This window comes from Lysobacter antibioticus HS124, assembly GCF_000336385.2.
GTDB lineage: Bacteria > Pseudomonadota > Gammaproteobacteria > Xanthomonadales > Xanthomonadaceae > Lysobacter > Lysobacter firmicutimachus.
Map to the genome: position 1 here is coordinate 1 of NZ_HG424563.1, position 21,548 is coordinate 21,548.

Annotated in this window: 15 protein-coding genes; 14 read left to right on the forward strand and 1 reads right to left on the reverse strand. The window is 65.9% G+C overall.

Annotation, left to right across the window (positions count from 1 at the left end):
* The 14 genes from TX83_RS24265 to TX83_RS19230 form a co-directional block, all read left to right on the forward strand.
* Window positions 1–173, forward strand: a 173-nt coding sequence (locus TX83_RS24265; RefSeq protein ID WP_428992579.1) for a DUF5908 family protein, incomplete at its 5' end; no start/stop codon positions are given.
* Window positions 173–934: a hypothetical protein gene (locus TX83_RS19170; protein WP_064749600.1), complete on the forward strand. Its 762-nt coding sequence runs from the start codon at window positions 173–175 to the stop codon at window positions 932–934. The genes TX83_RS24265 and TX83_RS19170, both read left to right, overlap by 1 nt.
* Window positions 931–2,682: a type VI secretion system tip protein VgrG gene (gene vgrG, locus TX83_RS19175; RefSeq protein WP_064749601.1), complete on the forward strand. Its 1,752-nt coding sequence runs from the start codon at window positions 931–933 to the stop codon at window positions 2,680–2,682. The genes TX83_RS19170 and vgrG overlap by 4 nt, the downstream gene beginning before the upstream one ends.
* Before the next feature lie 17 nt (window positions 2,683–2,699).
* Complete coding sequence (locus tag TX83_RS19180) at window positions 2,700–2,987, forward strand: PAAR domain-containing protein (RefSeq protein WP_064749602.1); 288 nt, start codon at window positions 2,700–2,702, stop codon at window positions 2,985–2,987.
* Between the two features lies 1 nt (window position 2,988).
* Complete coding sequence (locus TX83_RS19185; RefSeq protein WP_064749603.1) at window positions 2,989–3,402, forward strand: GPW/gp25 family protein; 414 nt, start codon at window positions 2,989–2,991, stop codon at window positions 3,400–3,402.
* A gap of 2 nt (window positions 3,403–3,404) precedes the next feature.
* Entirely contained in the window at window positions 3,405–6,668 is a 3,264-nt protein-coding gene (locus tag TX83_RS19190) for a hypothetical protein (RefSeq protein WP_064749604.1), read from the forward strand.
* 34 nt (window positions 6,669–6,702) lie between these two features.
* Window positions 6,703–7,776, forward strand: a complete 1,074-nt coding sequence (locus TX83_RS19195; RefSeq protein ID WP_064749605.1) for a tail fiber domain-containing protein — start codon at window positions 6,703–6,705, stop codon at window positions 7,774–7,776.
* A complete protein-coding gene (locus TX83_RS19200) occupies window positions 7,773–11,192 on the forward strand; it encodes a hypothetical protein (protein ID WP_064749606.1) in 3,420 nt (1,139 codons plus the stop codon). The genes TX83_RS19195 and TX83_RS19200 overlap by 4 nt, the downstream gene beginning before the upstream one ends.
* Complete coding sequence (locus TX83_RS19205) at window positions 11,182–12,654, forward strand: contractile injection system tape measure protein (RefSeq protein WP_141233577.1); 1,473 nt, start codon at window positions 11,182–11,184, stop codon at window positions 12,652–12,654. The genes TX83_RS19200 and TX83_RS19205 overlap by 11 nt, the downstream gene beginning before the upstream one ends.
* A 118-nt stretch (window positions 12,655–12,772) precedes the next feature.
* The gene (locus tag TX83_RS19210; RefSeq protein ID WP_141233578.1) at window positions 12,773–14,299 is read left to right on the forward strand and encodes a hypothetical protein; all 1,527 of its coding nucleotides are present in this window, start codon (window positions 12,773–12,775) and stop codon (window positions 14,297–14,299) included.
* Window positions 14,300–14,344: 45 nt separating this feature from the next.
* Complete coding sequence (locus tag TX83_RS19215; RefSeq protein ID WP_064749609.1) at window positions 14,345–15,196, forward strand: hypothetical protein; 852 nt, start codon at window positions 14,345–14,347, stop codon at window positions 15,194–15,196.
* Between the two features lie 3 nt (window positions 15,197–15,199).
* Complete coding sequence (locus tag TX83_RS19220) at window positions 15,200–18,928, forward strand: DUF4157 domain-containing protein (RefSeq protein WP_141233579.1); 3,729 nt, start codon at window positions 15,200–15,202, stop codon at window positions 18,926–18,928.
* A 130-nt stretch (window positions 18,929–19,058) separates the two neighbouring features.
* Window positions 19,059–20,462: an ATP-binding protein gene (locus tag TX83_RS19225; protein WP_079248330.1), complete on the forward strand. Its 1,404-nt coding sequence runs from the start codon at window positions 19,059–19,061 to the stop codon at window positions 20,460–20,462.
* 266 nt (window positions 20,463–20,728) lie between these two features.
* Complete coding sequence (locus tag TX83_RS19230) at window positions 20,729–21,139, forward strand: DUF4124 domain-containing protein (RefSeq protein ID WP_075575269.1); 411 nt, start codon at window positions 20,729–20,731, stop codon at window positions 21,137–21,139.
* 48 nt (window positions 21,140–21,187) lie between these two features.
* Here the strand turns inward: TX83_RS19230 and TX83_RS24005 are convergent, their stop codons facing one another.
* Window positions 21,188–21,520: a phage protein gene (locus TX83_RS24005; protein WP_261370200.1), complete on the reverse strand. Its 333-nt coding sequence runs from the start codon at window positions 21,518–21,520 to the stop codon at window positions 21,188–21,190.
* Window positions 21,521–21,548: the final 28 nt, after the last annotated feature.

A 21,548-nucleotide genomic window follows, 5' to 3' on the forward strand; every position in this document is an offset into this window, starting at 1 on the left:
GCGGGGGCGGGGGCGGTGGGCCGGGAAACTGCGGTCTCCCCGCGGGCAAAGACGGCCAGGATCAGGGCGGAGCACCCGGCGCCCACGCGGATTCCGCGCCCGCCGACGGCGACCTGGTGCAGGTCTGTGTGCGCGAAGTCATGCGCATCCTCGAACGCAAGGGAGAACGCTGATGCTGTTCGAGAAAGGAAAGCTCGAGAAGCTCACGCTGCGCGCGTTCAAGCCGGCGGCCAGTCCGGAGGACAAACCCGTCCCGTCGGATAGTCCGGAAGACACGTACGTGGTCCAGGTCAATCCGGGCACGTACACGCTGAACAAGCTGATCAACTACTCGCGCCAGACGGGGCAGGGCGATACGGCGTCCGAGGCGCTCTACAACAACACGCCTCCGGCGAATCTTTCCTTCGAATTCCTGTTCGACGGCACCGGTGTCGTGCCCGAGCCCTCGGAGCTCGGCGACATTCCATTGGTGGGCGCCATCGCCTCAGCGCTGTCCGGACCGAAGAAGTTCGTGGTCATGGACGAGATCCAGAAGTTCGACCGCCTGGTACATGCGTTCGACGGCACCATCCACCGGCCGCGCGAGTTGCTGTTGGTCTGGGGCGCGCTGGTATTCCCCTGCGTGTTGACCTCGGTGAGCTACCGCTACACCTTGTTCAAGCCGGACGGCACGCCGCTGCGCGCCATTGCCGCTTGTTCGTTCTGCGAGCACGTCCCCAGGTCGCTGGCGGAGCGCAAGAAAAACGCCACTTCGCCGGATCTGACGCATCTGCGGGACGTGCGCGAGGGCGACACTCTTCCGGCCATGGCGTACGCCATCTACGGAAAGCCCGAGCTGTATCTCGAGGTCGCCCGCGTCAACAAGCTGGTGAATTTCCGCCGCCTGCGCCCGGCCAGCCGGGTCGCTTTCCCCCCGGTGGGGGTGAAGGCATGAGTGCGCTGCCCATCACTCGCCCCACCGACGTCATCACGCTGACCGTGCAGGTCGACGGCGCCGAGCTTCCGCGCACCGTGGCCTTGCAAGGCGTGGAGGTGGTCAATCAGGCGAACCGTGTGCCTTATGCCCGCCTGCGTATCGGCGACGGCGACGCGGCGCGCGGAGACTTCATGCGCAGTACCGGCGAGTTGTTCGTGCCGGGCAACAAGATCCAGATCGCGGCCGGATACCACGGCGAAACGGAAGCCATCTTCGGCGGCGTCATCCTGACCCAGCGGATCGTGTCCCGCGACGGCGCGTCCTGGCTGGAAGTGGAATGCCGCGACCCGGTGTTCGTCATGACGCTGGTGCGACGAAACCGCTATTTCGAGGAAATGAGCGACAGCGATGTGGCGAAGAAGCTGTTGGGCGAGTATCCCGGCTCCGGCGTGAGCGCGGGCGAAGTCGCGAGCAGCGACGTAAGCCATCCGCAGCTGCTGCAGTATCAGTCCAGCGACTGGGACTTCCTCGTGAGCCGCGTCGAGGCGGCGGGACAGCTGTGCTTCGCCGACGCAGGCAAGGTGGCCACGGTCAAGCCGACGCTGGACGACCCGCCGGCGGCAGCGCTTGATTATGGATTCACGGTGCTCGAACTCGATGCGGAGATCGACGCCCGCACCCAGTCCGGCGCCGTTCGCGCGGTGGCATGGGACCCGGCGGAGCAGACGCTGCTGGAAGCCAGCGCGAAGGACCCGGGCTGGAGCGGCAACGGCAACCTGGGCGCGTCGAAGTTGAGCGCCGCCGCCGGCCGCACCGAGGACGTGCTGTGGCACGGCGGCAGCCTGGCCAACGATCAGTTGCAGAAATGGGCCGACGGCGCGCTATTGCGGGCCCGGCTGGCCGCCGCTCGCGGCCGCGTTCGCTTCGTCGGCCTGACTGCCGTCAAGCCCGGGGCACTGCTGGAACTCTCGCGCCTGGGAGAACGCTTCAACGGCAAGGTCTATGTCACCGGGGTGCGTCACGAGTTCAGCTCCGGCAGATGGATCACCGATGCCGAGTTCGGATTGCCGCGCGAGCCGCATGCTGCGCGCGTGGCGATGGACCACCTGCCGGCCGCGGGACTCGCGGCCGCCGTGCATGGGCTGCAGATCGGGGTGGTCAGCGAACTGGCCGACGACCCCGGCAAGGAGCACCGGGTGCGGGTGAAGGTGCCGCTGGCCGGAATGGGCGAGCAGGGCGTTTGGGCGCGCGTGGCCACCCTGGATGCGGGCGACAAGCGCGGAACGTTCTTCCGGCCCGAGGTAGGCGACGAAGTCGTTCTGGGTTTCTTCCATGACGACCCCTCGCAGCCCGTGATCCTCGGCATGCTCCACAGCCGCAAGAAGGCGCCGCCGCTCGAAGCCACGGCGGACAACCATACAAAGGCCTACGTGTCGCGCAGCGGGCTCACGCTCGAGTTCGACGACGACAAGAAAGTCATGACGCTGAGGACTCCCGGCAAGAACCGTATCGTCCTCAGCGACGAGGACGGCGGCATCACGCTCGAGGACCAGCACGGCAACAAGCTGGTGCTGGGCGAGGAGGGCGTGGTCATCGAAAGCGCGAAGAAGGCCGTGGCGCTTACCGCCAAGACCAAGCTGGAGGCCAAGGCCAACAAGATCGCCCTGGAGTCCCAAACGACGCTGGAAGCCAAGGCGCAGGCCAAGGCCGAGGTTTCCAGCAGCGGAAACCTGACCCTCAAGGGGTCGATGGTGATGATCAACTGAGGAACGGATCGACTGCCATGCCGCCCGCTGCGCGCGCCAACGACATGCACGTCTGCCCCATGGTCACCGGTACGGTGCCGCACGTGGGCGGGCCGGCATTGCCCGGGGCGCCGACCGTGATGATCGGCGGCCAGCCCGCACTGCGGGTGGGCGACATGTTGACCTGCACCGGACCGCCGGACGTGGTGGTGGCCGGCAGCGGCAGCGTGATGATCGCGGGCATGCCGGCTGCGCGCCTGGGCGACAGCACCGCGCACGGCGGCAGTCTCGTCGTGGGCTGCTTCACTGTGATGATCGGAGGTTGAGGTGGCCGACAATCCTCAATTCCTCGGCAAGGGCTGGTCGTTTCCGGTGACGTTCGGCAACCAGGGGCGCAGCGTCGCCATGGCGGAGGCCGAGGACGACATCCGCCAGAGCCTCGACATCCTGCTGTCCACCGGACTGGGCGAACGCGTGATGCGCCCGGGCTTCGGCTGGAAACGCGACGCCCTGCTGTTCGAGCCGCTGTCGACGTCCTTCGCGTCGTACCTGGCGCAGGAGATCGAGAGCGCGATCTTGTTCTACGAATCGCGCATCGAACTCAACCGCGTGGACTTCGACCCCGCTGTCGACCAGGCCGGGCTCATTCTGATCCGCCTGGACTACACCATCCGCGCCACCAATACCCGCACCAACCTGGTCTATCCCTTCTACCTCGATCATGCGGAGGCGAAGGCCTGACCATGGACCTGTTCCGCCGCTATGGAAACCTGCTGCGGCCCGACGGCGCCAACCAGTTGCAGCGTTTGTTGCCCGGGCTGGAGGCGGACTACGTCGTGCCGGACGAGCGGTCGTTCTCCGACCTGCTCGCCTATGCGCATCGCGTGGCGGCGGAAGTTCGCTATTACGACCTGTCCGGCCAATCCACCGGCGATTGGCAGGCTCTGTTGGAGCCGCTGCTGGCGCCCGGCACCGACCGCATGCGCTCGGCCGGCGATCTTGAGCTGCTGCTGGCTTCGCGCTCGGACTGGCCACCGCACCTGGTGCTGTTTCTCGCGTTCCTCCGACTGTTCCAGCATCTCCAGGGCGACTTCAACGATCTGACGCGTCGCCACCTGCTGCACTACTACACCCGTCAGCTGGGCCTGTTGCTTCACGCACCCGAGCGCGACTGCGTACACGCCGTCTTCGAGCTGGCGCAGAACGCGGCCGCGACGCGCTTGCCCGCGGGCACTTTGCTCGACGGCGGCAAGGACGGTGCGGGCCGGCAACTGGCCTACGCCCTGCAGAACGAGATCGTGGTCAACGCCGCCGTCGTGGCGCAGGTGCGCCGCGTTGTGGTGGAGGAGGACATCCAGCACCATCGTCGCGTGTTCGTCGCCGACGGATTCTCCGCGCTCGAAGGGCCCGGGGGCTACACCTTCGGGCGGCAGCAGCTGGACCTCGATGTCTCGCAGCGCTTCATGCAGGAAGCGTCGCTGGGATTCGCCGTGGCCGCGCCCATCCTCAGGCTCGCCGAGGGCGAGCGTCGCATTACGCTGCGCGCGCATCTGCGCGTGGACGGCGCCGCCCCGATCAGCACGCAGGGGCTGACCGGTGCGGTCGCGGTGACCATGAGCGGCGCGGCAGGCTGGCTCACTCCGGATCGCGTGGAGGCCACGCTGGTGGCCGATTCCGGCTCCGGGCAGCCTGCGCTTGACCTGACGATCGACGTGGGCTCGGCGTCTCCTGCGATCGTGTCCTTCGATCCTGTCTTGCACGGCGCCGGCATGACCAGCGACCGGCCTGTGCTGCGTTGCCTGGTGAACGGCGCATCCGGGACCTTCGAGCTCTTCGACCGCTTCGCCGTCGAACGCATCGACCTGGCAGTGAGCGTGTCGGGGCTGCATGGCCTGGTGGTGCAAAGCGACGAAACCCCGCTGGATGCGGGCAAACCCATGCCCCTGTTCGGCAGCCAGCCGCGCATCGGCAGCGTGTTCTACGTGGGCAGCGAGGAGGCGTTCTCGAAGAGATTGGACTCGCTGACCTTCAACCTGGAGTGGAAGTCTCCGCCGCTCGACCTGTTCGATCACTATCGCGGCTACTTCGACACCGTCAACAACACCCTGTCGGACACCTTCGCCAACAATTTCCGCGTCAGCGTGGACCTGTTGCACGAGCGGGCGTTCCGCCGGCTGCTGGTGAACCAGACGCTGTTCGAGCCGGTCACCGCCGATGTCAACGCCATCACAGCCAATGCCAGTGCGTTCAACTTCGCGTTTCAGGGGCTGGACTACCGCGAACAGCCCGATCTGCAGGTGCCCGACACCTTCGCACCTCAGAGCCGCGCCGGTTTCGCGCGCCTGGTGCTGAGCGAACCGACGCGCGACGATTTTGCGGTGTTCTCCGGTGCGGTGCCTTTCGAGGCTTTCGGCCACCCGGTGTTCGCGCAACGGTATGCCCGCCAGGCCATCAAGCTGGCGACTTCTCCGCCGGGCACGAATGTTCCGCTGCCCAGCGATCCATACACGCCAGTATTGAGTTCGCTGACCCTGGACTACCACGCGACGGGCGATTTCGTGCCCAACGACGACCAGCCGGCAGCGTACTTCGTGGTCGGCCCGCACGGTGCCGTGCGCGCCCCGGACCCCGCACAGGCTCGCCTGGTGCCGCGCCTGAGCGCTCGCGCGGAGTTGCTGCTGGGCATCGACCGCTTGCAACCGCCCGGCACGCTGACCCTGTACTTCGAGATCGACGCCGGCACGGCCGAGTCTGCCGACGTGCTGGCCACCGGGGACACGCGATGGAGCTATCTCGGCGCCGGCGATCAGTGGCGCCCCTTGAGCGAGGGTTCCCTGCTCATCGACACCACACTGGGGTTCCAGAGTCCCGGCATCATCGCCATCGATGTGCCGGCCGCGGCCGTGCTCGAGCACCAGAGCCTGCCGTCCGGGCTGGCCTGGCTGCGCGCATCCATCGACAAGCCGCCCGGGGGCGCCGCGCGCACGCTCTCGATCCGTTCGCAGGCCGCTGCCGCCCGCTTCGAACCGGGCGCTGCGCCGCTGGAGGAATTCGCGACCCATCTGCGGCAAGGCTTGCCGGCCGCTTCGATCAAGGCGCTGGTTCAGCGCAATGCGGCGATCCGCGCCATAACCCAGCCGCGGCCTTCCTTCGACGGGCGAGGGCCGGAAAGCAACGAGGATTTCGTTCGCCGCGCCAGCGAGCGGCTGCGTCACCGCCGGCGCCCTGTCACGCCCTGGGATATCGAGCGCCTGGCGCTCGAGCGTTTCCCCGAAGTGTTCAAGGCCAAGTGCCTGCCGCACACCGATGCGGACGGCAGGGCTCGCGCAGGCCATGCGGCCCTGGTGGTGGTGCCCAACCTGCGCCGGGGCGGCGCCGCCAATCCGCTGGAGCCTCGCGCTGGCGAGGACCTGCTGGCACGCATCGCCGATTACTTCGACGGCCTCGGCACGCCGTTCCTGGACCTGCATGTGATCCGGCCGGTGTTCGAACGCGTTCGGGTCGAAGCCAAGGTCGTGTTCGGGCCCGGCTTCGACCCGGGCTACTACAGCGGCGTGTTGAACGAAGACCTGCGCCGCTTCCTGTCGCCCTGGGCGTACCAGGTGGGCGAGGACATCCCGTTCGGCGCGCGCATCTACCGTTCCGAGATCCTCGCATTCATCGAGGGACGCCATTACGTCGACCACCTCGTCGGCCTGCGCATCTACCACACGTACTCGGGAACCAAGGCCGAGGGCATCGGCTCGATGGTCATCGACGAGGACTTCATCGTCCATGCACGGCCGAAGCCTGGCTTGGGAGAGATGCGGGTCGACGACGATTTCATCGTCGGGCGCGCATTCGAGTCGGCCGGCACCACGCAGGCGCACGCGATCCTGGTCTCGCATCCGCAACACCTCATCACGGCCGTGGCGCCCGGCGAGGAGGTGTGCTCGGGCGTGACGGCGCTCGGCATCGGCTACATGACCGTCCGCCTCGATTTCGAAGTCGGCTTGGAAGTGTCGTGAAATCTCCAGATCAACATGAGCGGGTGGGTGACCTATGAGCAACCAGACAAGGGACTTCCTGAAGAACTCCTACTTCAAGAACGGCGATCGGCCGGACCAGGGGGCGTTCGGCGACCTCATCGACAGCTGTTTGAACAAGGCGACCGACGGCCTCGACCTCGACGCCGACGGCACGCTGATGCTCTCGCGCGGCCTGCGCCTGGGCGACAGCGCCGTGCCCAATATCGCCGGCGGGCTGCGCTTCAACGGCGGCCAGCTGCAAGTCAACAATGGCGCCGGCTGGAGCAACGTCGGCGGCGGGGAAGGCGGCGGGTTCGCGGCCGTGGGCGCGGCCGGCGCGATCTCCTACAGCGCCGGCCGTGTCGGCATCAACACCGGCGCGGCGGAACCGGCGGCGAGGCTGGAAGTGGTGCTGGGCCCGAACACCGGGCCGGCCGAGCAGGTGCGCTTCGGCAACGCCATGGTCGGCAGCGGCGGCGCCGCCTTCAGTTCCTTCGCGCTGTTCGGACATCAGGCGCTGGGCGCGAATGTCGGCGCGGTGAATTCCAGCTATGCGTTGAGACAGTCGAATACCGGGGCGGTAAATCTCAACGCAGCGACCGGGCAGGTACTGAGCCTGCGCCAGGGCGGCAACTCCGTGCGCCTGGGCATCACGACCAACGGCAACGTCGTGGTCGGCTCCGAGTCCGAGCTGGCGGGGTCGGGCGCCGCCGTGTTCCAGGTGGCCGGCGGTGCGTTCAAGAACGACGGCAACGGCGCTTGGGCCTTCACCTCCGACGCCCGGGTGAAGGACGATGTCCGTGATCTGGACGCAGGCCTGGCTGAGCTTCGCCGCGTGCGTCCGATCCGCTATCGGTACAACGGCCTGGCCGGCACGCGCGCCGGCCAGCAGGGAGTGGGCGTCCTGGGTCAGGAGATCGAGGAGATCCTGCCCGAGACCGTGGAGAGACTGCCCACAGACTCGAACGCCGACGGCATGGAGGACCTGCGGGTGTTCAATCCTTCGGCGCTCACCTTCGTGCTCATCAACGCGGTCAAGCAACTCGCCGACAAGGTCGATGCGCTGGAGCACGCCCTGGCTCAGGCTAGATCGCAGGCTGCGCGATGAGCCAGACGCTGCACATTTCGGCTGCGCCGCCGGACCGGATCAGTCTGGACTACGCCAGGCTGCGCGAAGGCGGGATGCAATCGATCCGGGCCTTGGCCAAGGACAGTTGGACGGACCACAACGTCCACGACCCGGGCATCACGCTGCTCGAGGCGGCCAGCTACGCCATAACCGAGTTGGGGCTGAAGCTGCAACTCGACATCGCCGACCTGCTGCGCAGCGGCCAGGCGCACGCCGAAGCGGAGTACGAACCGGCGCACCGTGTGCTGCCGGTGGGTCCGGTCAATGCGCGGGATTTGCGCGCCCTCCTGCTCGACCACCCGCTGGTGAGCGACGCCCAGATCTTCCATCCCGGACAGAACGAGGTCGCCTTCTACGAAGTCGATGCCGATCCCCCTCTCACGTTCGTGCCGCCGCCCGTCGCGCCGGTGCGTTCGCGCACCGCCGGGCTCTACGACGTACTGGTAGAACTGTCCCAACGCGACCTCAACAGCAATACCTATCCGTTTCCGGTGCTGGCGGCCGGCGACACCTGGGATATCGAAGTCGCGCTGCCCTGCTGGGACGACATCGAGGCCGCGCCCTTCCATCGGCCCGTGACGCTCGATGCCGTCGTCATGCTCCCCGATGCCGGAGTTTTCTGGCGCGCGCTGCCGGAACCCCAAAGCTATTTCGGACGCATCCGGGTGGATTACACGGACCTCTCCGGGACGCCCGGCAGCATGCAGGCCTGGGTGCTTCTGCGCGTGGTGGAGAAGATCGCGCAGCCCGGCCTGGTGGTGCCGGCCATTCTGGTCGCGGCACGGGCGGCGATCGAAACGAACCTGCCCGGGGCGCCGCTGTCGCGCTTCGCCATTCGCGTGCGCGAGGCGGCCGCCGCCGTCGCGCAGCTGGCCGATTATGTCGCCGGCTGGCGAAATCTGGGCGAACAGGCCGTGCGCATCGGGCTGGCGCGCGTGCAGGAAATCGCCTTGAACGCCCGTCTCGAGGTCACCGGCGGCATCGACGTCGAAGCGCTGTTGGCGCGCATCTTCCTGGACATCGACGCAATGCTGTCGCCGTACGTGCGTTTCCAGTCGCTGGCGGAGCGTCGCGTCGCCGAACCCGACCCCGACTCGATCTACGACGGGCCGCTGTTGCGCCGGGGCTTCCTCGATCGCGCCACTAGCGGCCGGGCGATACCCGATGTGATCTACACCTCCGACATCTTGCGGCGGATCATGCAACGCCGCGGCGGTGGCGGCGACGACGTGGTCACTCAGGAGGACGTGGCGGCGCGCGACATCGTCGCCGTCACCGACCTGACCCTGGCCAACTTCATCAACAACCGGCCCATTACCTCGGGCGCCGAGGACTGCCTGCACCTGGTGCAGATCGCACGCTACCGTCCGCGCCTGAGCCTGGCCAAGTCGCGCATCACCGTCGTGCGCAACGATGTGGAGGTGGCCTACGACACGGCGCGCGTGCTCAGCCTCTTCCAGGCCATGCAGACACAGGCTTTGGATGAAGCCTTTACGGACGCTCCGTCGCCCGTCTGGCCGGTGGTATCCGGCGACGTCCTGCCGGTGGACGAATACACCCCCTTGCAAATGGATCTTCCGGCGTTGTTCGGCACCGGCGATGCGGCGCTGCCGGACAGCGCCAGCGCCGAGCGGCACGCCGCCGTGCGTCAGCTCCAGGGCTATCTGCTCCTGTTCGAGCAGTTCCTGGGCGACATGACCGCGCAGTTGGGCCACATCAACCGCTTCTATTCCGGGAACGGCGAGGCCGGGACGACTTACGTCACACGCCCGCCGTTCGACCTGCCTGGCGCGCCGCGGTTGCTGCGGCAGTTCCCCGCCGGCGGCAACTGGGCCGCCTTCATCGCCGACCCGGACAACCCGGTGGCCGGAGCTCTGCGCCAGGCCGCGGAGACCCGCGAGCGTCTGCTCGATCGGCGCAATCGCATCCTGGACCATAGGCTGGCGCGCCAGGGCGAGGACGCCGCGGCACTGGCGCAGGAGGTGCATCGCTGGGCCCGCGCCGAACTGGACGTACGCGCCTTGCCGCCGGCGCAGCAGGAGCAACGGGTCGCAGACCGGCGCGAAGCCGCCGATGCCCGTCTGCTGCGCTTGAAATCCGCGCTGCTGCGCGAAACGCCGGAACTCAGTGCGATGCGCCTGCAGGCGCTCAGCAACCCCGTCCAGCGCGACGAAGGGATGCTTGCCGTCCTGGCCGAAGGCGTCGGTTTCCGCTGGATGCTGAGCCCGGACGGCCAGCCGCGGTTGCGCGGCGCGGCTCCCGAGGCCACGGACATCATGGCCGCGATCTCGGGCGAGCGCGCCCTGGCCTTCGCCGCGCGAACCAGCAACTACATCGGCTTCGACAGCGGTAGCGGCGTTTTCCGCCTGCGGCTCACCGACGGCGCAGGCGGCGCGGCTCAGGCGATCGCGGAGAGTGTCCAGACCTTCGTCTCGCTGGTCGCAGCGAACGCCGCCGCCCCGGCGCTGGCGGCGCTGTTCGCCGCCGCGCGCATCGAGCCCTCCCTGTCGCCGCTCGAGCGCAAGCTGGCCCACCACAGCGGGATACGAAACGCGCGCCGACGTCGCGCGCTTCGCCCCATCGGCGACTTCTTCGAGATCTTCGACGAACCCGCGCCCCCGGGGTTCGTCGGCCGTCGTTGGCGGCTTCGCGAAACCATGCCCGCTGGCGCGGTGCTGCTGGCCAGCGACGTGCGCTACGACGACACCACGGCGGCCGGCGCCGTGGCGCTGGCGGAGCAATCCATCGGCCGCGTGCTGCGTTACGGGATGGACGAATGGAACTATCGCGCGGTCCCCGCGGGCGGCAATACGTTCGCGATCCAGTTGCGCGACCCGACGGGCATATTGCTGGCGGTGGGGCAGGGAACCTTCGCCAGCGCCGCTCTCGCCCGGGCGGGCATCGAGGCCGCGGTCGCGATGCTCTATCGCGAGTACGGCGCCGAGACGATGTATCTGCTGGAGCACCTGCTGTTGCGGCCGCTCGCGAACACGGATGCGCTCCTGTCGCTGCCGGAAGGCGAGGGACGCGAGCGCGATCCCTACAGCCACCGCTTGTCGCTGGTCTTGCCCTCGGGCTATGCACGCGACTTCGCGCTCGCGCCCGCCGATGCCGTGCGCACCCCCGTGACGCCGGACCGCTTCCGCAGTTCGGAATTCCGGCGGCACGTAGAGGGAATGATCCAGCGCTGCTGTCCTGCCCATCTGTTGATCAAGGTGTTTTGGGTGGACCGCGAATCCCCGGCGAGCGCATCGCCGGCAAGCTTCGACACGTTCGAGACCCGGTATCTCGCCTGGTTGGACACGGTGCTGGTCCCGGGCGCACCCGCCGCAGCGGTATCCGCCGCGCGCAATGCCCTGGTGGAGGCGCTCAATGCGATCGCCAATGACGCCTAACCGCCACCGCATCCAGCGTCAGGTCATGGAGCTCACGGTCGGCGATGCCAGAGCAGCGCCGGGCATCCAGGAGCAACTGGCCCGCGCCTGCCGCGAGCCGCTGCTCAAGGGGATGGAGCAGGTGTTCGATGCGGTGGCCTCGGCGCACGAACTGCTGCGGCTGGACCGCGTGGAGATCGACGTGGGCCGGATCGAGGGCGCGGACTGGGCGCCGGAGTTCGAGCGGCGCCTGCTGGCCGAATTGGGGAGGCAACTGGAAGGCCGCGCCGCGGAAGCGCAGCGCCAACGCAGCGCGCAGGCAAGCGAGGAAGGCGGCGGGGAATTCGAAGCCTTCATGTTCTTCCTGCGACACGGAAGACTGCCTTGGTGGAGACGGGCGCCGGACGCGGATTGGCCGCCCCTCTTCGAAGCAGCCGATGCGCGACGCATCGAGGCGGTGCGTTCGCTGTTCGAGGAGGAACCGCGCATCCTGCCACGCCTGATCGATGCCTTGGACGATCCCCGCCTCGAGACGCTGGTCGCCGGCGTCGGGGCGGCACGCGATTGCACCGCGGCGCTGCGCGAACTGCTCCCCGCGGACTCTCCGGCGGCGTATCAGCGCTGGCGTCAAGCGTTCTGGAGCGCAGTGCTCGGATGGTCTCTGGCGCGAGGCGACGCCGTCTCCGGCGCGGCCCTGGTCCAGTCGTTGTTGGCCGATCGCTGCAGACTGGCGATGGAGCAATCGCGGCATCGGAGCGATGTCATGAGCGCATCCACGGGCGAGGCAAGCCCCCCCGTCATCAGGCCGGTAACGACTTCCGCCTTGCCTGCGCCCTGGCGCGAGTGGTGCGAAGCCGCGCTCCAGGACATGGGGCAGGGCGCATCGATCGCCCCCGCAGCGAGCAGGCCTGTGCCGGCGGCCCCCGGCCCGGGCGCTCCGCGGCGCGAGGCGCCGGGACGAAAAGTCGAACCCGCGATGGGGGAAGCGGTCTATCTGCCTTGCGTCGGCATCCTGCTGTTGCACCCCTTCCTCGCGGCGCTGTTCGACGACCGCGGCTTGCTGGAACGTGGTTGCTTCGTCGACGAGGGAGCGAGGCAGCGTGGTGCGCAACTGCTGGGTCACCTCGCGACCGGGCTTGCCCGGACGCCGGAGTACGAACTGGGCTTCGCCAAGCTGCTCACCGGCATCGCGCTGGACTCGCCACTGGAAAGCCTCTGGCTCGAAGAACAGGACATCGCCGCCTGTGCCGAGCTGCTCGACGCCGTACTCGGCCATTGGACGGCGTTGCGCAGCAGTTCGGCGGCATGGCTGCGCAGCCAGTTCTTCCTGCGCGAGGGCAAGCTGGAGGCGGTGGAGGGCGGCTACCGCGTGACAGTGGAACGTCGCGCACAGGATGTGCTGCTCGCGCGACTGCCCTGGGGCTTCGGGGTGATCTCGCTGCCGTGGCTCAACGACAGGATTTTCGTGCAGTGGCTGGATTAGGCGACGGTGTTCTGAGACGAGGCGCGCGATTTAAATCCAGTGCGAAAACGTCAGCGTCCGATACGGAGTGACCCATGAAACCAGCCAACGTAATTCGACGCCCAAGGAGGAGTGACTCATGAAATCAGCCAGAGCGATGAAACGCAGCCGGGAGCTCGGCATTCCGGCGATCCTGATGATGGTCGGTGCCTGCGGCATCCCGTCCGTCGCCTGGGCGGATCCTCAGGACCTGCCCATCCCGTGCGCAGACTTCCAGTACTCGTACGCGGCCAAGCCGGGCGAGGCGATCACGGCCACGGACATAGAGACCAACAAGGATGCCTATTGGGTGTTCGAGAACGGGGGAGGGAACCTGAGTTGCTCGGGGACTGGCCCGTTCACCTGCGCCGGGCTGACAGTGACCGTGCCCGCGCCGGATGTCGTGCATTCGCCCGCGGCCCCTGACGGCAAGACCACGGTCGCCGGCACGGCCGCGGCGCTGGGCGAGCAGGATCAGTTCAGTCTGACGGCTTCCGATGCGTCCGACCCCGCCAAGAAGTGCAAGGGCACCTATCTGTTCCACGTTACGGCCGAAGGCGGCGGCTGGGGCGACCCCCATCTGACCACCGTCGACGGCGTCCACTACGACTTCCAGAGCGCCGGCGAATTCACCGCGCTGCGCGACGACAAGCTGGAAATCCAGACGCGTCAGACCGCCGTGCCCACGGCCACCATCCCGATCACCAACGCCTACACGGGCATCACGCATTGCGTCGCGGTGTACACCGCGGTGGCGGCCCGCGTCGGCAGCAGCCGCGTCACCTTGCAACCCAATCCGAACGTAGAGGAAACGCGCAAGGGCATGGAGCTGCGAGTGAATGGCAAATTGGTCCAGCTGACCGATGCCGGCATCGTACTCAACGCCAGCAGTGCAACGTCGGGGGCCGCGATCGGAGGCATCGACGGCCACATCCGCAAGGCCGCCGATGGCGCGATCGAGATCATCGACGCCCGCGGTACGCAACTGGTGGTCACCCCGCGGTTCTGGGACGGGCCGAAGGTCTGGTATCTGAACGTCAACGTGTACCAGACCTCGGCGACCCAGGGCACGATGGGCGTGGTCCCCGAAGGCAGTTGGATTCCGGCGTTGCCCGACGGTACGTCGCTCGGCTCGATGCCCGAGTCCATCGATCAGCGCTACCAGGACCTGTACGAGAAGTTCGCCGATGCGTGGCGGGTCACCGATGCAAGCAGCCTGTTCGACTACGCGTCGGGCAGCAATACGGCGACGTTCACCCTGGACGAGTGGCCGCGCAACTCGCCGCAGTCCTGCGACCTGGCCGGCCAGACCTCGGTGCAGCCGGCGACCGAGGCGGTGGCGCAGGCCGCGTGCGCGGCGGTCACCGATCCGGTGCGCAAGGCGGATTGCGTGTTCGACGTGATGGTCACCGGCCATGAGGGCTTCGGCAAGAGCTACGAGACCATGCAGAGATTCCAGCCCCTCGGCACGGGCACGTGGTACAGCCCCGCGCCGCCCAAGGTCGACGGCGGTCAGCCCGGCAACAACCCGGGCGGTCTGGGCGCCGTGTTCAAGAAATGGTGGTGGCTGATCCTGCTGCTGTTGCTGATCGTCTTCCTGCTGATGAGGAAGAAGAGTTCGCCGTAACCCGGCAAGCCGGGCGGGCTTCGTCCCGCCCGGCGGGAGGCCGCCATGGGCAGACTCAGGCGCAGACAAGCGGAAGGCACGCAGACCCGCGATGCGGCGTTCTTCAAGCCGCAGAGCGGGCCCGCGGCCGGCGATCCGTTCTTCAAGCCCGCGGCCGCCGGCGATGCGCCCGTGCTGCAAAAGGAGGACGCCCCCGGCGCAGCCCAGGAGGAAGAGAAGAAAGACCCGATCACCGAGGGGTTGAAGACCGCCGCCGAGAAACTCGGGGAGAACGAATCGTTCAAGAAGTGGTACGAGCCGCGCCTCACCCGCCTGAAGTACACGCTATGGGACAGGGCGAGCCCGGCCGAGAAGGCTGCGATGTTGAGTTTCGCCGGTGTGAACCTGGGCATGGCGGGGCTGGCGTTTGCATCGAACCCGCAACTGCGCGAAACCCTGTCGGGCGTGAACATCGGCAAGTTGCTGGGGCTGATTCCGTACTCGCCCATCGATGGCTTCAGCTACAAACTTCCCGCGGCCGGGAAGCATGAAACCGAGTTCTCCGCGGACTTCACCCTCGGCCCCTATCTGGACCTGTGGAAGAAACGCCCGGCGTACATTCCGTCGGGCGCGACATTCGGCCTGGAGTCCGGCTACGACCCCACAGGCAGGGGATTCAACTTGACCGGCGGAAAGTTCGGCCTCGATTTCCTGGACGGCGCGCTGAAGGCCGAAGGCAAGACGTTCAAATCGTTGAGCCCGTACCCGATGCTGATGCCCGGCATGGCGCCGGGCTACGAGCCGACCTGGCTCATGAACCAGACCCCGGGCATGCCGGACCTCCAACGACCGGGATTCCAGTTCATGTTGAACATGGACATATTGAAGCTGTTTCCGGGCTTGAAGAAGAGATTCTGAGCCGTGCGAACAAAGACCGCCGCCAAGGAAGCTTCGGGTCATGCGAGCAAGTCGTTTTTCAGCCCGCACAGGGCGAGCGCGGCATCGTTCTTCGCGCCGATGATCCAGGCGAAATGCGCGTCTTGCGAAGCCGAGGAAACGGCGAAACTCAAGGAGGAAGGGCCTCCGGATTTGCAGGCGAAGTGCGACGCTTGCGATCACGAGCCTCCGAAGCTGCAGCGCCGCGACGCGCCCGTACAGGCCAAGCTTTCGCTGGGCACCCCGGGCGACCGCTTCGAGCAGGAGGCGGATCAGATGGCCGACACCGTAATGCGGATGCCGGATCCTGCGGCCCCGATGCAGGTTTCCTCGACCGCTGGCGCCGGCGTTCAGCGCGACTCGGCGGAGAGCTGCTCGGCCAAGGACGAGCCGCCCGAACCCGGAGAGATAAACGAAGAGACCGAGGACATCGACCTCGTCAACCCGAAAGAAACGCCCGTAAGCCCGAAGCGTGAGGGGGGCGATTCAGCCGCTCCGGCCGATCTCGAATCGCGTATCGATGCCGCCAAGGGAAGCGGCACAGCGCTTCCCCCGGACACGCGCGACTTCATGGAATCCAGATTCGGCCACGACTTTTCTCAAGTGAAGATCCACACCGGCGCGGCTTCGGCCGCCATGAACCGCGATATCCACAGTCATGCGTTCACCAGCGGCACCGACATTCACTTCGCGCCAGGGCAGTACCGTCCCGACACGGACTCCGGCAAGCACCTGCTTGCCCATGAGCTCACGCATGTCGTGCAGCAGACAGGTTCGCGCGGTGGAGACGGCGCCATCCAGCAGATGGCGAGCCGACGACAAATATCGCGCGCGGGCAGCAATTACGAGACGAAGTGGTACCAGAACACCTCCTACGTTTCGGGCAAAGCCACCCACGGAATCATCGAGAGGCTATTGCGCGAGTCGGACGCCGCGCTGGTTACCGAGGCGGCGATCCCGGGCGCGGATCGCTTCGCCCCCGGCATGAACAAGGTCGGCGTGGCGGACCTGTACATGTCCACGCCGGCAAAGACGGTCTCGGGAGTCAAGGCGTACAAGGAAGCCGAAACCGAACACGAAATCGTGTCGATGGACAAGCCATCGTCGAAGTTCCTGGGCACCCAGCCCGCAGTGGCGTCCGCGCCCACGCGGCCAGATCGCAAGAAGGGCGTTCGCGGCTGGAAGGGCGACTTCCCGTCGCACATCTGGCTGGGCGAACTCAAACCGTGGAACGCCGGAAAGTTGGCGGCAGGCGTGGCCCAGCTGGACAGCTACGCGCTGGGATACAACGCCTTCGTTAAGCGGGTGAATCAGCTCAGCGGCGGCAAGACGCGCGGCAGCATCTCCTTCGATCGTCTCAAGCTCAAACTGCCCGGCTTCCTGGACTTCGACAATTGGGACGCACAGCACAAGATCGGCTCGCCGAAAACCGAGTACGGCGACCGGCGATTGTGGGTCGCCTACGTCGGCGGCGGCGTCTATCTGTACAAGGATCTCGCGAAGGGGCTGGACACTCCCCCCGACGAATACTTCACCAAGCACCTCGCGGAGATGCGGGAACTCAAGAAGTCGATGACGGACTCGCATCCCCATCCGGGGAAGATGGCCAGCCCCAAGACGATCGCGGCTCCCGCTCCGGTCGTCTCGCGTGCGCCATCGGGTGCCGCCACGCGGCATATCCAGCGCCACACCAAGGACCGGCCCGATAGCTACTGGAAAGAGCGCGGGGCGGCCTGGGAGAAGAAGCGCGGCGCCTGGGGCGGCGACTTCCGGAAGTTCTTGGATTCCAAGCTCTCCGGCCATCGCGACAAGGTCAAGTTCGAAAAGCGCATAGGCAAGGCGGGCGGCAAGCTTTCCGGCACGGGCGAAAAGGAGGTCAGGGAATACAAGCAACTGATGTTCTGGAGCGGTCGCGCGGGGAAGTACCTCGGAAAAGTGCGATTCATGCTGGGCAGTGCGTGGGACAAGGTGATCGGCGTCTTCGAGCGCAAGAAGAAGCCCATGGAAGACGTGCGCACCAAGGTCCAGGGAGTCAAGGCGGGCGGCATGACCAAGATCGGTTGGGCCAGCAAGCTGCTGACTGTTGTCGTGAGCGCGTGCAAAGTAGCATTCACAGCGTTCATCACGGAGAGCTTCAACTTCTTCGCGGATTGCTTCCACAGCGCAATGGACAAGCTTGTCGAGAGGTTCAATGAAGAACTCAACGAAAGCTTCGGCGACGAGATCTGCCGCGCCCGCAAGTCGTTCGAGGAGAGCAAGGAGAAGCTCGAGACCGAATGGGGCGATGTGATCAGGCAGCTCGAAGCGCTCGTCACCGCCGTCCAGGACGCCAAGCGCTGGATGGATATCGCGACCACAGCGGTCGACCTCATCCGCATCGGCGTTCAGATAGTTTCCTGCGTCTCTCCGCCGGCGCTGGGCTGCCTGTGGGGCCTCGTTGCCCAACTGGGCATCGGCGCCATGGTGAGCATCGTCATCGGCACGGATTGGTTCAATCGGGAAATCGTTACGCCGAATGTCCGCGAGCTGCTACGCACCCACATCGCTCCCACCTACCAGAAGCTCATCAATAACGTGCTGGGCCCCAATCTGTCCAAATATCACTGCCACATCGCCGACGACGCGATTCCCGCCATGAAGTTCGAGGCCAAGGGCGGAATCGCCGACAATTCGGATGCGATGCGCGCCCATCGCGACCAGTGGGAGAAGGAATTCGAGCCGCAGATCCTGAAGGACCTTCAGACCGTATTCGGAAAACCGGGCGGCAAAGCGGTCACCAAGGAGGAAATGCTGGACTTGCTCAAGCGCATCAAGGATAGCGGGCTCTCGATGCAAGAGTTCAAGGACCGGCAGACAGCGAGGGCGCTGCTCGAACAGGCGCGCGAAAGCAAGACGGGAAAGCTCAATCTCGAGGACGCCAAGCGGGAGGCCGTCAAGAAGGACCCTCCCTCTCCGAAGCCAGAAGTCGAGAGAAAGATCGACTACCCGCATGCTCGCGAGCAGAACGTCGTCTACAAGAAGATTCGCGGGTGGGAGCCGACATTGTTCATCGCGAAACCCGGCATCAAGGCGGATTCGGATGAATTCGCGAACGCAATCTATGACATGCAGGGAAAACTGGGCATGAAGCAGGACGGCATCGCCGGTGATGCCACCCTGCTGGCGTTCTACGACAAGAATGGAAAGAAGAAGGATTTCTTCTATAAAGAAACCGTCGCAGCCCTGGAGAAACAGAAGGCCGACCGGGAAAAGGCGGCCAAGGAAAGAGCAGCGAAGGAAAAGGCTGCACAGGACAAGGTCGACGCGGACAAGCAGTACGCCCAAGCCACCAAGGGGCTGGACCCGTCGGTCAAGGTCGTGAAAGCGCACGAAGTCGTTCCCGCCAACAAGGACTGGATCGTCCCCAAGGGCATCGGCGTCCAGATCGTCAACTTCTGGTCGTACATCGAGTGGTCGAAGAACCCGCTCAACTTCGACGTTCCGAAGCCGCCTGCCTTCGTCGATCTGGATATCGTGGTCGACGGCAAGCACGTGTACCGGGTATTGAATGTCGCAGTGAATAGACTCTATGTAACGAAAGGATTTGGCGTTGGACTTTGCCGTTGGAACGCCAACCTGGAACTGCTCGACGGCATCCGCCTCGACACGAGCAATGGCGTTGTGCAGCTGTACCATACGCTGTGGTGCCTTAGCGATGACTACAGTGTTCCGTGACCAATCAACGATAAGCGCAGGGAGCTGAGCCGGGCACCGACGGATTAGCTGCCTTCCGGGAATATCACACGTCTCTGCCCACCATCACGCCGGACGCCGACATGCAAGCCATGGCGCAGAAGGAGACTCAATGAACGCTGGAGCCGGCACCTTAGCAAGACACATCGAGCCCTTGCGGATTCCGACAAAGGCGCGCGACACAGAGGGGCGCGCCTATCTTCACCGGGCGTTCGAACAATTCGAGGCGTTGCTCGAGCGTCATCTGCGCGCGCACCTTCAGCGAGACATCGACTGCGTCCTGATGCCGACCGTGATCGACCCGCCCGATCCCGATGATGATGCGCCCTATGCCCGCCTGGTGAGGGAGCAGCGCCTCGATAGCGAGTCGCAGGCCCTGCTGTTGCTTGCACTCGCCCCATTGGTCAGGTCGGACTTTCTCGATCGCCTGGTCCAGAATCTCGCACCCGGCGCGGGGGATTACCCGCTCCTCGGCGGCATCCGCGGCAAACAACACCGCGGTTTTTTGCCAACGGGCGACACGGCGTTATTCGTCATGGCGGGCGACGACCTGGGCGAGCGACTACGCTGGCAGAAGTTACTGGGTGGCGATCACCCGCTGATACAGAGGCGCATCGTCTATCTCGAAGAGTCGGTCGACGGCGATCCGCCGATGAGTGGCCGTTTGTTGGTCGATGAGGAAACCGCGGATCGCATCATCAACGGCAAGCCGCGCCCGCCGCGATCTTCATCCAAGTTTCCCGCGCAGAAGCTGTCCACGGACATGGAGTGGGACGATCTGGTTCTCCAGCCGCGTACGCTCGCCGAAATCCGCGACCTCGAGACCTGGGTGCGTCACGGGCAGGTGCTGCTCGACGACTGGCAGATGCGCCGCAAGTTGCGCCCGGGCTGCCGCGCACTGTTCCACGGCCCGCCAGGCACGGGCAAGACGGTCACGGCGATGCTGTTGGGAAAAGTCACGGGACGCGAGGTTTATCGCGTCGATCTTTCCATGGTGGTGTCCAAGTACATCGGCGAAACCGAGAAGAACCTGGCCGGACTGTTCGACCGAGCGGAGCGCAAGGATTGGATCCTGTTCTTCGACGAAGCCGATGCGCTGTTCGGAAAGCGCACGCAGGTTCGCGATGCACATGATCGCTACGCCAACCAGGAAGTCTCGTTCCTGCTGCAGCGGATCGAGACCTTCGAAGGCCTGGCCATTCTCGCCTCGAATCTCGCGGGGAATGTCGACGAAGCCTTCGCGCGCCGCTTCGAACACATCGTCAACTTTCCGATGCCGCGCCAAGGCGAGCGCCTGCTCATCTGGCAGAAAGGGCTGCCGCCCGCCGCCTCGCTGGAGCCCGGCATTGACCTTGCGCGCATCGCCACTCGTTATGAGCTGAGCGGCGGAATGATCATGAACGTCATTCGCTACGTTTCGATGCAGGCCATTTCCCGTGATGAGCGCGTGCTGCGCCTGCAGGATTTCCTTGACGGCATTCGCCGCGAATACGCAAAAGAGAACAAACTCGAATGAAAGTTTCTTTTGGCGCCGTAGCCCGAAGCATCGCCAAGATGGCCCGCCACCTCACCCGGGGCGTAGGGCAGGGGACCGCATTCGGCGATATAACCGGTGTCCACGATTAAACCGGTCGGTAATTCCAGTCAAACGCATCACCCGCGCCTGCTCCGGCATTGCGTGGAACGCCAAGCGGACCACTCGCGCCAGGTCAAACCAGGCGCGCTACCACTCCCGCTGACCCGCTTTTCCCGGCTATTCTTTCCGTACAGGGAGGAACCGTCATGAAGACATGGATTTGCTATGCCGTACTGCTGTTGTCGCCCGCTGCGTCCGCACAGATGGTGTACAAATGCATAGGCAAGGGCGGGGCGGTCTCGTACCAAAGCGACCCCTGCGCGGGTACCAAAACTGCCAAGTCCTGGACGGCCACACCCGAAGCGCCTCCTACGAACGAAGAGCTTTGGCGGCGACATCGAGCCCAAAAGAAGGCCGATGCTGACTCGCGCTATTTGTCTCGGATCGCCGGCCGATCTCGGTCGGGGGCAGCCGCCGGGGCAGCCGTCACCACAGGTTCGTTTGGCACTAGCCAATGCGAAAACATGAAACGCATGCGCGATGCCAACGTTACCAATGACACCGGTTATGACGGTCGCCGGGCTTGGGCCGATCAGGTTTACGACGCCTGCAAATGAAAAAGGCCCCTGACAGGGCCTCGTTCATTTCTGGCGATCGCCAGTGTCTCAGCCGGCAGTGACGCCGCCGACCCGGAAGTCGGCCAACTCGATCACTACGACCTTGACCGGCTGACGGCCTCGGGCGGCCGGGGTGGCTTCCCGGCGGTTCCGGGCAGAGCTGGCCCGATCTGTACCGGCCTCGCGCCACAACAGCCCACGCAAGCGCTCAGGGCTCACGCGTTCGCCGCCGGGGCCGACCAGATCACGCCCGCGCAAGCGCCAGCCGGACCAGGGCCCGGTGAGGTTGAAGTGGTTGTGGGCCTGTTGCTGCAGCAACGCGGCGGCGCAGTCGTTCGGGCATTTCTGGCCCTCAGACCAGCACGGGGGACGAGTCGTCACGGTGACCTCCTGTCGGTGTGAGTACCGC

Excerpts from the sequence above, each read along its gene's own strand:
- TX83_RS19195 (WP_064749605.1), top strand. The coding sequence starts at position 6,703 with ATGAGCAACCAGACAAGGGACTTCCTGAAGAACTCCTACTTCAAGAAC.
- TX83_RS19210 (WP_141233578.1), top strand. The coding sequence starts at position 12,773 with ATGAAATCAGCCAGAGCGATGAAACGCAGCCGGGAGCTCGGCATTCCG.
- vgrG (WP_064749601.1), top strand. The coding sequence starts at position 931 with ATGAGTGCGCTGCCCATCACTCGCCCCACCGACGTCATCACGCTGACC.
- TX83_RS19180 (WP_064749602.1), top strand. The coding sequence starts at position 2,700 with ATGCCGCCCGCTGCGCGCGCCAACGACATGCACGTCTGCCCCATGGTC.
- TX83_RS19230 (WP_075575269.1), top strand. The coding sequence starts at position 20,729 with ATGAAGACATGGATTTGCTATGCCGTACTGCTGTTGTCGCCCGCTGCG.
- TX83_RS19190 (WP_064749604.1), top strand. The coding sequence starts at position 3,405 with ATGGACCTGTTCCGCCGCTATGGAAACCTGCTGCGGCCCGACGGCGCC.
- TX83_RS19205 (WP_141233577.1), top strand. The coding sequence starts at position 11,182 with ATGACGCCTAACCGCCACCGCATCCAGCGTCAGGTCATGGAGCTCACG.
- TX83_RS19225 (WP_079248330.1), top strand. The coding sequence starts at position 19,059 with ATGAACGCTGGAGCCGGCACCTTAGCAAGACACATCGAGCCCTTGCGG.
- TX83_RS19215 (WP_064749609.1), top strand. The coding sequence starts at position 14,345 with ATGGGCAGACTCAGGCGCAGACAAGCGGAAGGCACGCAGACCCGCGAT.
- TX83_RS19200 (WP_064749606.1), top strand. The coding sequence starts at position 7,773 with ATGAGCCAGACGCTGCACATTTCGGCTGCGCCGCCGGACCGGATCAGT.
- TX83_RS19170 (WP_064749600.1), top strand. The coding sequence starts at position 173 with ATGCTGTTCGAGAAAGGAAAGCTCGAGAAGCTCACGCTGCGCGCGTTC.